This window comes from Bradyrhizobium sp. CCBAU 45394 (genome assembly GCF_028128655.1).
GTDB lineage: Bacteria > Pseudomonadota > Alphaproteobacteria > Rhizobiales > Xanthobacteraceae > Bradyrhizobium > Bradyrhizobium diazoefficiens.
On sequence record NZ_LBIX01000164.1, the window covers coordinates 21,748 to 36,269 of the forward strand.

At 65.5% G+C, this 14,522-nt stretch carries 16 protein-coding genes and 1 tRNA gene; 2 read left to right on the top strand and 15 right to left on the bottom strand.

Going from position 1 to position 14,522, the window contains the following annotated elements; translation table 11 throughout:
• Window positions 1–25: 25 nt before the first annotated feature.
• The 8 genes from WN73_RS21445 to WN73_RS21480 all read right to left on the bottom strand — a co-directional run bounded on the left by WN73_RS21445 (window position 26) and on the right by WN73_RS21480 (window position 5,598).
• On the bottom strand, window positions 26–268 hold the full coding sequence (locus WN73_RS21445; protein WP_161534739.1) for a hypothetical protein: 243 nt from the start codon (window positions 266–268) through the stop codon (window positions 26–28).
• A gap of 596 nt (window positions 269–864) precedes the next feature.
• A tRNA-Pro gene (locus WN73_RS21450) sits at window positions 865–942 on the bottom strand.
• 126 nt (window positions 943–1,068) lie between these two features.
• The gene (locus tag WN73_RS21455; protein ID WP_028171642.1) at window positions 1,069–1,647 is read right to left on the bottom strand and encodes a MerR family transcriptional regulator; all 579 of its coding nucleotides are present in this window, start codon (window positions 1,645–1,647) and stop codon (window positions 1,069–1,071) included.
• Window positions 1,648–1,673: 26 nt separating this feature from the next.
• Entirely contained in the window at window positions 1,674–2,015 is a 342-nt protein-coding gene (locus tag WN73_RS21460; protein ID WP_028171641.1) for an integration host factor subunit alpha, read from the bottom strand.
• A gap of 134 nt (window positions 2,016–2,149) precedes the next feature.
• Window positions 2,150–3,130 (bottom strand): beta-ketoacyl-ACP synthase III, encoded by a 981-nt coding sequence (locus tag WN73_RS21465; protein WP_028171640.1) that lies wholly within the window; start codon window positions 3,128–3,130, stop codon window positions 2,150–2,152.
• Window positions 3,127–4,188: a phosphate acyltransferase PlsX gene (gene plsX, locus WN73_RS21470; protein ID WP_011087782.1), complete on the bottom strand. Its 1,062-nt coding sequence runs from the start codon at window positions 4,186–4,188 to the stop codon at window positions 3,127–3,129. The genes WN73_RS21465 and plsX overlap by 4 nt, the downstream gene beginning before the upstream one ends.
• Before the next feature lie 298 nt (window positions 4,189–4,486).
• Window positions 4,487–5,050: a YceD family protein gene (locus WN73_RS21475; protein ID WP_271554663.1), complete on the bottom strand. Its 564-nt coding sequence runs from the start codon at window positions 5,048–5,050 to the stop codon at window positions 4,487–4,489.
• Window positions 5,047–5,598 (bottom strand): ubiquinol-cytochrome C chaperone family protein, encoded by a 552-nt coding sequence (locus WN73_RS21480; protein WP_028171638.1) that lies wholly within the window; start codon window positions 5,596–5,598, stop codon window positions 5,047–5,049. Before WN73_RS21480 ends, WN73_RS21475 begins: the two co-directional genes overlap by 4 nt.
• Before the next feature lie 98 nt (window positions 5,599–5,696).
• Here WN73_RS21480 and WN73_RS21485 point away from each other — a divergent pair, with 98 nt between their 5' ends.
• The gene (locus WN73_RS21485; protein WP_028171637.1) at window positions 5,697–6,182 is read left to right on the top strand and encodes an outer membrane protein assembly factor BamE; all 486 of its coding nucleotides are present in this window, start codon (window positions 5,697–5,699) and stop codon (window positions 6,180–6,182) included.
• A 117-nt stretch (window positions 6,183–6,299) separates the two neighbouring features.
• Entirely contained in the window at window positions 6,300–7,301 is a 1,002-nt protein-coding gene (locus WN73_RS21490) for a Bug family tripartite tricarboxylate transporter substrate binding protein (RefSeq protein ID WP_011087786.1), read from the top strand.
• A gap of 276 nt (window positions 7,302–7,577) precedes the next feature.
• Here the strand turns inward: WN73_RS21490 and WN73_RS21495 are convergent, their stop codons facing one another.
• From WN73_RS21495 to nrdR, 7 genes are all read right to left on the bottom strand, one after another.
• Entirely contained in the window at window positions 7,578–9,698 is a 2,121-nt protein-coding gene (locus WN73_RS21495) for a sodium-translocating pyrophosphatase (protein ID WP_028171636.1), read from the bottom strand.
• 278 nt (window positions 9,699–9,976) lie between these two features.
• Window positions 9,977–10,975 carry a thiamine-phosphate kinase gene (thiL, locus tag WN73_RS21500; protein WP_271554665.1) on the bottom strand — a complete coding sequence of 333 codons (999 nt, stop codon included), beginning with the start codon at window positions 10,973–10,975 and terminating at the stop codon, window positions 9,977–9,979.
• A gap of 157 nt (window positions 10,976–11,132) precedes the next feature.
• Complete coding sequence (nusB, locus tag WN73_RS21505; RefSeq protein WP_011087789.1) at window positions 11,133–11,630, bottom strand: transcription antitermination factor NusB; 498 nt, start codon at window positions 11,628–11,630, stop codon at window positions 11,133–11,135.
• A 3-nt stretch (window positions 11,631–11,633) separates the two neighbouring features.
• A complete protein-coding gene (ribH, locus tag WN73_RS21510) occupies window positions 11,634–12,125 on the bottom strand; it encodes a 6,7-dimethyl-8-ribityllumazine synthase (RefSeq protein ID WP_011087790.1) in 492 nt (163 codons plus the stop codon).
• A 152-nt stretch (window positions 12,126–12,277) separates the two neighbouring features.
• Complete coding sequence (locus tag WN73_RS21515; protein ID WP_028171634.1) at window positions 12,278–12,886, bottom strand: riboflavin synthase; 609 nt, start codon at window positions 12,884–12,886, stop codon at window positions 12,278–12,280.
• Between the two features lies 1 nt (window position 12,887).
• Window positions 12,888–14,036 carry a bifunctional diaminohydroxyphosphoribosylaminopyrimidine deaminase/5-amino-6-(5-phosphoribosylamino)uracil reductase RibD gene (gene ribD, locus WN73_RS21520; RefSeq protein ID WP_011087792.1) on the bottom strand — a complete coding sequence of 383 codons (1,149 nt, stop codon included), beginning with the start codon at window positions 14,034–14,036 and terminating at the stop codon, window positions 12,888–12,890.
• Window positions 14,033–14,515: a transcriptional regulator NrdR gene (nrdR, locus tag WN73_RS21525; RefSeq protein ID WP_011087793.1), complete on the bottom strand. Its 483-nt coding sequence runs from the start codon at window positions 14,513–14,515 to the stop codon at window positions 14,033–14,035. Before nrdR ends, ribD begins: the two co-directional genes overlap by 4 nt.
• Window positions 14,516–14,522: the final 7 nt, after the last annotated feature.

Below are 14,522 nucleotides of genomic sequence, written 5' to 3' on the forward strand. Positions count from 1 at the left end.
CACTGCCGGGTATTTTATCTTTATCTCAATAGGAATGCGGCACGACCGTTTGTGGCCCGCCGCTATAAAAATGCTGACGCTTGGGCTTTGGTGCGACTGCGGAAGGTGCCATTGCGAATGCGCTGCTCGCGGTTGTCATACGTGTGGCATGAGGAATGTTTGTTTTTGGGCCGCCCTGATAGGTGTGCCGATCCACGGTTTGCGCAATGCTGGACACCATCAGGAGTGGCATGACGAGCGCTACTGCGAGAACGTATTTGATTGTCATGATCTTCTCCCAGCTTAGCTGACAGCAGAGGAAGCGGACCACTAAAGCCGTAAAGCGCCATGATGCAGATCAATAGGTCAGCGGCGCTGTTTGAGATGCGCCAATCGGTCCTATGTCGTTCCAAGTGCGCAAGAGAAGACCGCATCGACAGATCATCCTGCTTGATCGCGTGCCAATCTCATTTGTGTTACAGCCGCCGCGCGATAGCTTCCGCAGAATTTGGTTGAAAGTCCGCTCCGTCGTTCGACGTTCTCGCGCTCGGCGGCGAAGATCTGCGCCAGGGAGAAGACAACTCCGCTCCCGAAGTCGCGCGCCCAGACCCCTGCGACGCAACGCATGAAGCAGCTGTCGTAGATACTCCTCCATCCCGCGGGCTGCCACGATGACATCATGCCCTTGTTTTGCCCGACGGGTCAAACCGATTCGGAAAAACATGATTCGCCAACAGCTTCGCTACTGTGCATGGGGTTGTTTTTGGCATTTTAATCTGCCGACCATCGAAGCAGCGCCCCTCTGCCGATCGACGCGCATGCGTCACCGGCGGGAGCCGGCTCCACGCCGCCCCTCAATCCACCCGACAGATGAGTTGGAAAAAATGGTCGGAGCGAGAGGATTTGAACCTCCGACCCCTAGTCTCCCAGACTAGTGCGCTAACCGGGCTGCGCCACGCTCCGAACGTCGTTCCATTAGCTAGGATCGCCGCTTTGCGCAAGGCGAGGTCGCAGCATTTTGGGTATCGCGATCTGATTGGCTCTGAGCCCAGAGCCCCGGAACTGCCCGCAAAGCCGGCCGATGCCGCCCTAGCCGTCCTTCAGCGCCTGATCCAGCATCTCCCGGCAGGCGACGAGGTCGGCTAGCACCCGCCCTAGCCGCTCCCGATCCAGCGCGCTGGGGCCGGCGGGCGCGGCGGGGGTGCCGCCCTTGCGGAAGGTGGTGAGGATTTCCTCGTCGTCGACCTCCGTGAAGCGGAAGTCGATGCCGTCCTCTTCGTCGCCCTGGTAGTCATCATCGTCGGCGTCGGCGACGCCCTTGATCGGTGCCTCGTCGTCCGGCTCCATCAGGCTCGCGCCGATGGCGTCCTCGATGGCTCCGAACGAGACCGCGGCCGCGCCGTCGGCGAGGCCCTGTACCGATTTGACGCCGTGCTCCTTCAGGATCCGCTGCACCCCGCGGATGGTGTAGCCCTCCCCGTAGAGCAGCCGGCGGATGCCCTTGAGCAGGTCGACGTCGTCGGGGCGGTAGTAGCGGCGGCCGCCGCTGCGCTTCATCGGCTTGATCTGGGAGAACCGGGTCTCCCAGAACCGCAGCACGTGCTGCGGAATGTCGAGTTCCTGCGCTACTTCGCTGATGGTTCGGAACGCATCCGGCGCCTTGTCCAAATGCCAAATCCTTATCCGAAAGGCGATTACGCCTCGGGTTGAACCTTGCTGCCGTCGCCGTTAGTACGGTGCTGGGCGTTAATCCGCTGCTTCAGGATCGCCGACGGCTTGAACACCATGACCCGGCGCGGCGAGATCGGCACCTCGGTGCCGGTCTTCGGGTTGCGGCCGATGCGCTGCCCCTTCTTGCGGACCATGAAGGACCCGAACGACGACAGCTTCACCGTCTCGCCCTTCTCAAGGCAGTCGGTGATCTCCTTCAGCACGAGTTCCACGAAGGCGGACGATTCCGTGCGCGACAGGCCGACCTTCTGGTAGACGGCTTCGCACAGATCAACACGCGTTACGGTTTTACTTGTATCGGTCATCGCCCTGCCCCACATCACGGCGAACAATTGTTGTCTGAAATTATGAGGTTACGATACGCCGGTCAACAGCGCTCATCAATGCAGAAGCATCGATAATCGCCGCTGATTCCGGCAAAATTTTATCGACTGTGGCTCTACCAGCGCACCAGCGCCGAGCCCCAGGTGAAGCCGCCGCCCATGGCCTCGAGCAGAATCAGGTCGCCGCGCTTGATGCGGCCGTCCTTGCGCGCCACCGCCAGCGCCAGCGGGATCGAGGCCGCCGACGTGTTGCCGTGACGGTCCACCGTCAGCACCACCTTCTCCGGCGCGATATGCAGCTTGTGCGCGGAGGCGTCGATGATTCGCTTGTTGGCCTGGTGCGGCACGAACCAGTCGATGCTGTCGGCATTGAGCCCGGTCGCCTCGAAGGCATCGACGATCACGTCGGTGATCATGCCGACCGCGTGCTTGAAGACCTCGCGGCCCTCCATGCGCAGACGGCCGACGGTCTGGGTCGAGGACGGGCCGCCGTCGACGAACAGCTTTGCCTTGTGGCGGCCGTCGGAGCGCAGATGCGTGGTGACGACACCGCGGTCGGTCGCGGCACTGCCCGGCTGCTCCTGGGCCTCCAGCACGACCGCGCCGGCGCCGTCGCCGAACAGCACGCAGGTGCCGCGGTCGTTCCAGTCGAGGATGCGCGAGAAGGTCTCGGCGCCGATCACCAGCGCGCGCTTGAAGGCGCCGGTGCGCAGGAAATTGTCGGCAGTGGCGAGCGCGAACACGAAGCCCGAGCACACCGCCTGCAGGTCGAAGGCCGCGCCGTGGTTGATGCCGAGCCCGTGCTGCACGGCGACCGCCGTCGCGGGGAAGGTGTTGTCAGGCGTCGAGGTCGCCAGCACGATCAGGTCGATCGACTGCGCGTCCACGCCGGCATCGGTGAGCGCGGCCTGCGCGGCCTTGATCGCCAAGTGCGAGGTGAACTCGCCCTCGGCCGCAATGTGCCGCTCGCGAATGCCGGTACGCTGGACGATCCACTCGTCGGACGTGTCGATACGCGCCGCCAATTGGGCGTTGGTCACCACCTGCTCCGGCAGGTAAGAGCCGCAGCCCAGCACGACCGAACGAATTTTGGTCACGAAACAGCCTCCTGCGCGGCCTGCACGGAATTGAGTGCACCACCCTCGCGGTTGAGCATCTGATTGATCTTGTTCAGGAGATCGTAGTGAGCCATCTCATAGCCAACATCGATCGCATAGGCAAAGCCTTCGGCGCTGGTTCCGCCGTGGCTTTTAACCACCAGTCCGTTGAGCCCCAGGAACACGCCGCCATTGGACTTGTTGGGGTCCATCTTGTCCCGCAGGGCCTGGAAGGCGCTGCGCGCAAAGAGATAGCCGAGCTTGGACAGCCAGCTCCGCTGCATCTCGTTGCGGAGTAATTCCGCCATCTGCCGCGCGGTTCCCTCGGCAGCCTTAAGCGCGATGTTGCCGCTGAAACCCTCGGCGACGATCACGTCGGCCAGCCCCTTGCCGATGCCGTCGCCCTCGACGAAGCCGATATAGTCGAGTTCCGGCAGGTTCCTCGCCCGCAGGATTTCACTGGCTTCGCGGATCTCCTCGTGCCCCTTGATCTCCTCGGCCCCGATGTTGAGCAGGCCGACCGTGGGGCGCGGCTTGTTGAACAGGACGCTTGCCATCGCCGCCCCCATGACGGCCAGCGACACCAGGTGGTGCGCATCGCCGCCGATGGTGGCGCCGAGGTCGAGCACGACGGACTCGCCGCGCTTGGTCGGCCATATCCCCGTGATCGCCGGGCGGTCGATGCCCGGCAGCGTGCGCAGGTGGAAGCGCGACATTGCCATCAGCGCGCCGGTATTGCCCGCGGAGACCGCAACATCCGCCTCGCCCTTCTTCACCGCATCGATGGCAAGCCACATCGAGGAGGTCCTGCGGCCACGGCGCAGCGCCTGGCTCGGCTTGTCCGAGCCACTGACGGCGACGTCGGTATGGACGATCCTGGAAGCAGCCTTGAGCGCGGGGTGCTTCTCGAGCTCGGGCTCGATCCTGGCGCGGTCGCCGACCAGCAGGAATTCGGTCGCGCTATGCCTCTGAAGCGAGATGGCGGCGCCTGGAATGACCACGGCGGGGCCGACATCGCCTCCCATGGCGTCAAGCGCGATGCGAACCTTGCTTAGCATAAAAGTCCTGGAAACCTGGTCTGGTGCGGTCTTCAACGAGCGGGGGCCGCGAAATGGGTTCGCCACGGACGTGGCGGCGGCCAAGCGCCACGCCGCGCCCGGACCGGGGCGCGACAATAGCGTTTTGTTATCCCGAAACAACCTCTTGCCCCCAGCCTTTTGCATTCGGGGCGATCCGGCGGCAAACCAGAAGATTCGCAAGAAATATATGGAAATCAGATAGATAAATCAGGTTTTCAAACCACTCCCGCAAAGGCCTCGCGCTGCCTGGCAGAGCGGTCTTACGGGGAATCGGCAGCTATTGGCCCTTCTTCTTGTCCTGAAGCGCCTTCAGCGCTGCGAAGGGATGGTCCGCCGGGTCGAGCTCAACGACCTCCGCCTCGAACACAGCCCCCGGCTTGCGCGGATAGGGCTCGATCGCCAGGAACAGGGCATCGGTGGCGAGCCGGCCGAGGTCGATGATGCCATTGATGATGGCCTCCGGCGGGTCGATGACCTCCGGTGGCTCCTCGTCGTCCTGGCCCTCCTCGATCAGGTCGGACAGGCGGCGTGCCTCGGCCTCGGGGGCAAACGTCAGGTCCACCTCCTCCTCGATCTCGTTCTCGATCGGATCGAGCGAGACCACGCAGGTCTGGCCGACCCGGGCGCGGACGTGGCCCGTGACCTGGACCCGGCCGCCGCTTTTCGGCACGACGTCGAAGCTGGCGTTAGCGGACAGGATCTCCCGCACGCCCGCGACCTCGGCCATGACCTGCCGTTCGGCGGCCGACGCCTCGATCTCGCGGTGCAGGCCGGTGTCGGGAATCTGCGCAACGATGACGGGGGACCGCCAGGGATCGGGTCCAGTATTCGGTCGGCTCATGGCGTGACATCCTCGGGAAGCGCCGGGGGAAAGTTGAAGGCCGCGCGCAGCAGCGCGGCCTCGCCGGTCCGGCCGAGATCGGCGTCCGTGGCCCGCGTGTAGGCCGCGAGCCGCTCCGCCTGGTCCATGCCGGACCCATTCAAGATATTCTTGCAGATCGCCGCCGCCAGCGCCCCACCGCCGCCTTCGACCGCATGATCGTAGGCCTGCACCCGGCCGTAAAAGGCCTCGCCGAAGGCCCGCATCCGCTTCGGCACGGTCTGGTCGCCCACCCCCATCTCGCGCAGATTGTCGTCCATGTCCTCGCAGAAGCGGTCGAACAGCGCCTGCGACAGCTCCGTGGCGCCCTGCACCGTGCGCAGGCGCCGCAGCAGCAGCCAGAGATGGAGCAGCAACAGGTCGAAACGCCCGTTAACCGTATCGGGCACGCCCAAGTCGCGGTAAAATATGGGTTCTCGCGCCTGCGTCACGATCATGCCATAGATGGCTTCAATGGTGCCCGGCGGGGCTAGCCGGGGTTTCCTGAAGTGATTGAACGGCCAAAGCATTGTGGTTTCCGCAAGCGGGCGCGCGCGTATTGCATTCAGAGCCTCAGCCCGGTACTTCAGCGCCTCGCGCGACGCAAGGGGACGGAATCAGTTCCGCTATGACGATAACGAACCAGACGAGCCCGCGCGCAGACACGCGGCGCGGCCTTCATGCACGCTGGCGCGGCCTGCGCATGGCTGCCGCTGCGGCCTTGGTCGGCGTGGCGCTCGCGGGCTGCACCGGCGAGCAGTTCCAGAAGGGCTACATCCTGCCGCCCGGCGCGCTGGAGCAGATTCCGATCGGCGCGAGCCAGGACCAGGTGCTGATCGTGATGGGCACGCCCTCCACGGTCGCGACCCTCGACGGCGAGGTCTTCTACTACATCTCGCAGCGCTCGGAGCGGATGGTCGCCTTCATGAACCAGAGGGTGGTCGATCAACGCGTGATCGCGATCTATTTCGACAAGAATCGGCGCGTGCGCCGGCTGGCGAATTACGGCCTCCAGGACGGCAAGATCTTCGACTTCATCAGCCGCACCACGCCGACATCGGGCCAGGAGATGAGCTACCTCACGCCGCTGTTCAAGCTGCTCAGCTTTAACTGAGCCTTCAGCCTGCGGCGTCGTGCCGCCCTCCGCGCGGCACTTACCGGCGCGTGCGACTTGCCGTCGCGCGCCGGGTTCCATACGCTCCCTGCAAAACAAGAAGCTGGGAGTGGATTCGTGCCGAAAACCTTGTTGTCCCGCCGCCGCGTGCTCACCGGCGCTGCCGGCCTGTCGGCTGCAGCGATCCTGCCGCGATCGAGCCTGGCGGACTGGAAACCCACCGAAAACGTCCGCCTCGTCGTGCCGGCTGCGGCCGGCGGCTCGACTGATGTCATGGGCCGGCTCCTGGCCGCCCATCTGCAAACCGCCTGGGGCCAGTCGGCCGTCGTGGAAAACCGCTCCGGCGGCGGCGGCACGATCGGCACCGCCGAGGTGGTTCGCGCCAAGCCGGACGGCCACACCATCCTGATTGGCAACCCCGGGCCGAACGCGATCGCCTACAGCATCTTCAAGAACCTCACCTACAAGCCGGACCAGCTCCAGCCGGTCTCCAACATGATCCGGATCCCGAACATCGTGTCGGCGCATCCGAAGACCGGCATCAAGTCGGTCGCCGAGCTGATCGCCTATCTCAAGGCCAATCCGGACAAGCTCAGCTATGCCTCCTCCGGCGTCGGCCAGAGCCCTCACCTCACCGGCGCCTGGTTCTTGCAGCTCACCGGGCTGAAGATGACGCACATCCCGTTCCGCGGCGCCGGGCCCGCGCTCCAGGCCGCGCTCGCCGGCGACATCCAGATCCTGTTCGACAACCTCTATCCGAGCCTGCCGCAGGTCCAGAACGGCACGCTCACCGGCCTCTGCGTGACGACCGCCGAGCGCAGCGACCTCGCGCCGAACCTGCCGACCATGCGCGAGAGCGCACCGGAGCTGGCCAATTTCGACGTCTCGTCGTGGTTCTCGGTGTTCCTGCCGAAAGGCGTCCCCGCCGGGGTGCTCGAAGCGCTCAATCTCCAGGTGAAGGCGATGCTGGAGCGCGACGACATCAAGAAGAACATCGCCGCCATGGGCGCCCGCGCCGACTACGGCACGCCGCAGCAGTTCGCCGACTTCGTGGACGCCGAGACGAAGAAGTTCGCCGGCATCATCCAGAAGGAAGGTTTGCAGATGGATGTGCAGTAGGCGGGCTCGCTTGCGGCGCAGGAGATTTGAACCAGTTGAAGGCGATGAGGACGGCCGCCGCCAGCGCGACCGCCAGCATTGTACGCGCACCGGATTGCCGGCCACCGGCTTGCACCCTGCCGCAAGTCGGACAGACCGTGTCGGCCATCAGCATGTCGCAGCCGCACCGGATACACTTGGTCGTCTCGACCTTCATGGCGACGGTCCCCCGTAAAGCGGACAACAAAAAACCCGCGGTTTGCACCGCGGGTTTGTCGTTTGTAGCGCGCGACAGGTTCAGTGCGCCAGGATCGCCAGCAGCAGCAAAGCCACGATGTTCGTGATCTTGATCATCGGGTTCACCGCCGGTCCCGCCGTGTCCTTGTAGGGATCGCCGACGGTGTCGCCGGTCACCGCTGACTTGTGGGCATCACTGCCCTTGCCGCCGTAGTGACCGTCCTCGATGTACTTCTTGGCGTTGTCCCAGGCGCCGCCGCCGGAGGTCATGGAGATCGCGACGAACAGGCCCGTCACGATCACGCCGAGCAGCATCGCGCCGACCGCCGAGAACGCCGCCGACTTGCCGGTCGCACCGCCTCCGGCGATCGCGTAGATCAGGAAGTAGACGACGATCGGCGACAACACCGGCAGCAGCGAGGGGATGATCATCTCCTTGATCGCCGCCTTGGTCAGCAGGTCGACCGCCTTGCCGTAGTCCGGCTTGTCGGTGCCCTGCATGATGCCGGGCTTCTCGCGGAACTGACGCCGCACCTCCTCGACGATCGCGCTCGCCGCGCGGCCCACGGCCGTCATGCCCATCGCGCCGAACAGATACGGCAGCAGACCACCGAACAGGAGGCCCACCACCACATAGGGATTGTTCAGCGAGAAGTCCGGATTGACGCCGGCGAAGTAGGTGTGATGCGCGGAGTCCGCAACGAAGAACTTGAGGTCCTGGTTGTAGGCCGCGAACAGCACGAGCGCGCCGAGACCGGCCGAACCGATCGCGTAGCCCTTGGTGACCGCCTTGGTGGTGTTGCCGACGGCGTCGAGCGCGTCGGTCGACTTGCGCACCTCCTTCGGCAGGCCCGCCATCTCGGCGATGCCGCCAGCGTTGTCCGTCACCGGACCGAAGGCGTCGAGCGCGACGATCATGCCGGCCAGCGCCAGCATGGTGGCCGTCGCGATCGCGATGCCGAACAGGCCGGCAAGGCTGTAGGTGACGAGGATGCCGGCGATGATGACGATCGCGGGCAGCGCGGTCGCCTCCATCGAGATCGCAAGGCCCTGGATCACGTTGGTGCCGTGGCCGGTCACCGACGCAGCCGCAATCGACTTCACCGGACGATAGTCGGTGCCGGTGTAGTATTCGGTGATCCAGATGATCAGCGCGGTGACGATCAGGCCGACGACGCCGCATTCAAACAGCGACATGCCGGTATAATCGACACCATCGAGCTTGCCGAAGCCGATCAGCGTGTAGATCACCACGGCAATGCCGATCAGCGACAGCACGCCGGTTGCGATCAGGCCCTTGTAGAGCGCGCCCATGATCGACTGGCTCGGCCCGAGCTTGACGAAGAAGGTGCCGATGATCGAGGTGATGATGCAGATGCCGCCAATGGCGAGCGGCAGCGTCATCATGCTCATGAGGATCGGCGTCTTGGCGAAGAAGATCGCCGCGAGCACCATGGTGGCGACCGCGGTCACCGCATAGGTCTCGAACAGGTCGGCGGCCATGCCGGCGCAGTCGCCCACGTTGTCGCCGACGTTGTCGGCAATGGTCGCCGGGTTGCGCGGATCGTCCTCGGGAATGCCGGCCTCGACCTTGCCGACGAGGTCGCCGCCGACGTCCGCACCCTTGGTGAAGATGCCGCCGCCGAGACGGGCGAAGATCGAGATCAGCGAGGCGCCGAAGCCAAGCGCCACCATGGCGTCGACGACGACGCGGCTGTCAGGCGCGAGCTTCAGCGAATAGACCAGGAAGCCGAAATAGAGGGTCACGCCGAGCAGCGCGAGACCCGCCACCAGCATGCCGGTGATCGCGCCCGCCTTGAAGGCGAGCTCGAGGCCGCCGGCGAGCGACGTGGTCGCCGCCTGGGCGGTGCGCACATTGGCGCGAACCGAGACGTTCATGCCGATGAAGCCGGCCGCCCCCGACAGGATGGCACCGATGGCAAATCCGATCGCGACATAGAGCCCGAGGAAATAGACAAGCAGCACGAAGATGACGATGCCGACGATACCGATCGTGGTGTACTGGCGCCGCAGATAGGCCTGTGCGCCTTCGCGTACCGCAGCTGCGATCTCCTGCATGCGCGGCGACCCCGCATCCGCGCTCAACACCGAAGACGTCGCCCAAATCGCGTAGACGACGGAAAGCACTCCGCAGAGCACTATCAACCATAATGCTGTCATGTGATTTTTTGCCTCAGATCCTTGATGTGTCCCCGGCGCCTTTTATTGTCCGTCGTGCGGTGCGGCGCCTTGATTTCGAACAAGGCCGCCCCCTTTCCCGAAGGGGCGGCCTCAGTCGGTCGCGAGCTTGCCAAAATCAACTTGATGGTGCAACGCCGGAAGCGGCCGAAAAAGCCGATCTCGGCAAGTATTTAGGCCAAGTCCTGAGCAAGTCCTGAGCAAGTCCTGAGCTCCAAGTCCTCAGCCCATCGCCCGGACGCCGCGATTTGGAGCAATTCCTAGAAGTGGCTGTAGGACAGCCGCTTCAAAGCCAATTCCTGGCCCTGCCCGTCCAGGAAGCGCGGCCGCGCGCTCCCTGCGACGATCGTGCCGATCGCCGTGACCGCAACGCCAGCGGCCCGCCCCGCGGCAATCAGCGCATCGCTTTGCGCCGGCGGCACCGTGCACAGCACCTCGTAATCGTCGCCCCCGGCAAGCAGCGTCTCGACGCAAACGGCGTTGCGCACGATCAGGCCCGCCGCGGCGGCCGAGAGCGGCACGTTCGCCACGTCCACAGAGGCCGAGACGCCCGACGCCGCGCAGAGTTTTGTCAGGTCGCCGGCGAGCCCGTCGGAGACGTCCATCGCAGCCGACGCATGGTCCCTCACCGCACGCGCCAGCATGTTGCGTGGCTGCGGAATGCGATAGCGCGAAACCAGAGCTTCCCTTGCGGCAGGATCGGACGCCAGCGCCGCAGCCGCAGCGCCGCCCGTGAGCACGTCAAGTCCGAGCGCGGCATCGCCGATCGTGCCTGTCACCAGGATACGGTCGCCTGGCCGCGCCCCGGTGCGGCCGACCATCCGACCCCGTGGCACGCGGCCGAAGGCGGTGATCGAGATCATTTGCGGCCCCGGCGTCGACACCGTGTCGCCGCCGAGCAGCGGGCACGCGAAGGTTTTCGCATCCTCGCCCAGCGCATCCGCGAACGGCCCGAGCCAGGCGTCCTCCTTGCTCCGCAGCGCCAGCGTCAGCACGAAGCCGGCCGGCACGGCGCCCTTGGCGGCGAGATCGGACAGGTTCACCCGCAGCGCCTTGCGCGCGATGGTGTCGGGTGGGTCGGTGGCAAGATAGTGCACACCCTCGATCACGGCATCGGTGGTGACGACGATGTCGTCGCCGGACGAGGACAGGACCGCGGCATCGTCGACCAGCCCGAACGCACCGGGATCGGTCGCCAGCGGCTTGAAATAGCGCGCGATGAGGGAGTCTTCGGCGGAGTTTTCCGGTGCGTTGGTCATCGGCGCTAGCCCCAAACTCCACTGTCATCGCCCGGCTTGACCGGGCGATCCAGTACGCCGAGACGCCCGATTTCAATAACCGCTGCCGCGGCGTACTGGATCACCCGCCCCAGTGCGCAACTGCGCACAAGGCGGGGGATGACAGCGGAATATGTGTTTACCCTCGCCCGAACTCGTCACCGCGAAACTGACGGCCGATCTGGTCGAGCACCGCATTCACCATGCCGGTCTCCTCGCGATCGACGAAGGCATTGGCAACGTCGACATATTCGGAGACCACGACGCGGCCCGGCACGTCCTTGCGATGCTGGAGCTCATAGGCCCCGGCCCGCAGCACCGCGCGCAGGATCGCCTCGATCCGCTTCAATGGCCAGCCCTTCGACAGCGCCTCGTCGATCAGGGGGTCGAGCTTCTTCTGGTCGCGCACGACGCCGGAGACGACGTCGCGGAAGAACGCGGCTTCGGCCGGCAGGTAGGTGTCGCCCTCGACCTCGTTGCCGAGCCAGTGGCTCTCGAACTCGGCGAAGATGTCGTTGATGCCGGCGCCGGCGATATCCATCTGGTACAGCGCCTGGACGGCCGCGAGCCGCGCCGCACCGCGCCGGTTCGCCTTCTTCTCCGTAAGCCCCGCCGGCTTCTTGTTGTTGTCGGCCATGGCTCAGGCCCGCGCCAGGCGGCGCTTGATGCGCAGCATCGCAAGCGCAGCGCGCGCGGCATCGCCGCCCTTGTTGAGCTCGCTGGCGCGCGCCCGCGCCCAGGCCTGCGCCTCGGTGTTGACGGTGAGAATGCCGTTGCCGAGCGGGAGCTTTCGCGAAACCGCAAGGTCCATCAGCGCTCGGGAGGATTCCTGCGAGACGATCTCGAAATGGATGGTGTCGCCGCGGATCACGCAGCCGAGCGCGATCACCGCATCGTAGGGCTTGCCGTTGGCCGCCGCGGCATCGACCGCAATGGCCACCGCCGCCGGGATCTCCAGCGCGCCGGGAACCGTGATGACGTCATGCGTCAGGCCGGCGGCCTTCAGCTCGGCCACTGCGCCGTCCAGTAACGCATCCTGGAGATCGTCATAGAACCGCGCCTCGACAATCAGCGCACGCGCGCCGGAAATGTCGGTCTGGTCCTTCAAGGGTGCGCGCCGCGCGTCTGCCATCGTTCAATCCGTTTCACAGGGGTCGGCGCTATGTAGTCGCCGAACGCATGTAAGCCAAGTTTTAAACTGTCATTCCGGGGCGCGAAGCGAACCCGGAATCTCGAGATTCCGGGTTCGGTCCTACAGACCGCCCCGGAATGACGGCTTTGCCGTCACTTCATTTCCGTCAGCCGCGCCGCGTAGCGGGCCATCAGGTCGACCTCGATATTGACCTCGGCCCCCGCCTTCCAGCCGCCGATCGTCGTGACGGTCAGCGTGTGCGGGATAATCAGCACCGAAAAGGTCACGTCCGCAACCGTATTGACCGTCAGCGAGACGCCGTCGAGCGTAATCGATCCCTTGGTGGCGATGAACCGCGCCAGCTCGCGCGTCGTGGAGAGCACGAACCGCGCCATGTCGGGCAGGTCCTCGCGGCTGACGATGGTCGCAATCCCGTCGGCGTGACCGGCGACGATATGGCCGCCGAGCTCATCGCCGATCTTGAGCGCGCGTTCGAGGTTGAGCCTGGTGCCCACCCTCCAGTGCTTTGCCGTCGTGAGCGCCAGCGTCTCGGCGGCCGCGTCGACGTCGAACCAGGTCTTGCCGCCCGCGACACCTGAAGCGACGACCGTCAGGCAGACGCCGTTGCAGGCGATCGAGGCGCCATCGGCAATGGTGGTCTGATCGTAGCTGCAGGCGATGCGCAGCCGGTGCAACTGGCCCTGCGCCGTTGGCGTGAAGCTGACGATCTCGCCGAGATCGGTGACAATGCCGGTGAACATTTTAGGCGCGCTCGTAGATGGTGAGAGTATCCTTGTCGAATGTCTCGCTAGCATGAACCTTGTAGGCCTGCGACTGCGTGATTTTCGACAGGGGCAATGCATCGAGCGCATCGACGCCGCTGCTGCCGACCTCTTCCGCGCCGCGGAACAGCCAGATCTCGTCGACGAGATCGGCCGCCACGAACGAAGCCGCAACGCGGCTGCCGCCCTCGACCATCAGCCGCGAAATGCCCTTCTCGGCCAGCACATGCAGCACTGCCGGCAGATCGAGCCCGGAGGCGTTTCCCGGCGGTACGCGGATGATCTGCGCGCCGGCTGCTCCAAGCCGCGTGGCGGCCGCAGCCTCGGCAAGTTCAGAGCCCACCACCCACAGCGGCGTCTCGCGCGCGGAGCGCACGAGCTGGCTCGCTGCGGACATGCGCAGGCTCTGGTCGAGCACCACGCGCACCGGCGAACGCGCCGCCATGCCCGGCAGGCGGCAGGTGAGAAGCGGATCATCCGCCAGCACCGTGCCGATGCCGACCAGGATGGCATCGCTCTGCGCGCGGAGCAGATGGACGCGATTGCGCACAGCTTCGCCCGTGATCGCGACCGGCTTGCCGCCGGCGGCGCCGATCTTGCCGTCGGGCGAGACTGCGAGCTTCAGGATCACATGTGGGCGCCTGTCGCGGATGCGGCGGAAATGCCCGGCGTGGTCGAACGCAGCCTCCGCCGCGCAGAGACCCACGTCAACGGTGATGCCGGCAGCACGCAGACGGGCATGGCCCTGGCCTGCGACTTCAGGATTGGGATCCTCGATCGCCGCCACCACGCGCTTGATGCCGGCCGCAATCACCGCATCGGCACAAGGCGGCGATTTGCCGAAATGCGAGCACGGCTCCAGCGTGACGTAGAGCGTGGCCCCGCGCGCCGCCTCACCGGCACGCCGCAAGGCCTCGGGCTCGCCATGCGGACGTCCGCCGGGCTGCGTCCAGCCGCGGCCGACGATGACGCCGTCTTTCACGATGACGGCGCCGACGGCCGGATTGGGCCAGGTCCGCCCCTGCCCGCGCCGGCCGAGCGCCAGCGCAAGCTGCATGAAGCGGCGATCGGCGTCCTTGGATTCGCGGATCTTCTGCGCGAACTGATCCTCCAGGATGCGGAAGATCATTTGCGGATCGCGGCGAGCCGCGCTTCCTCCTCACCGGAGAGCTCGCCGAGCACGTCGGCGAAATCCTTGGCCTCACGGAAATTGCGGTAGACCGAGGCGAAGCGCACATAGGCGACGTCGTCGAGCGTGCGCAGATGCTCCATCACGGTCTCGCCGATCACCTCGGAGGAGATCTCGGCTTCGCCCCCGGTCTCGAGCTCGCGCACGATGGTGGAGACCATCTTCTCCACCCGCTCCGGCTCGACCTGCCGCTTGCGAAGCGAGATCTGCACCGAGCGCATCAGCTTGTCGCGGTCGAACGGCACACGGCGGCCGTTGCGCTTGATCACCGTGAGTTCGCGCAGCTGCACGCGCTCGAAGGTGGTGAAGCGGAAATTGCAGGCGACGCACACGCGCCGCCTGCGGATCACGGACGAGTCCTCGGTCGGACGCGAGTCCTTTACCTGCGTATCGAGACTGTTGCAGTTCGGGCAGCGCATCCGCTTG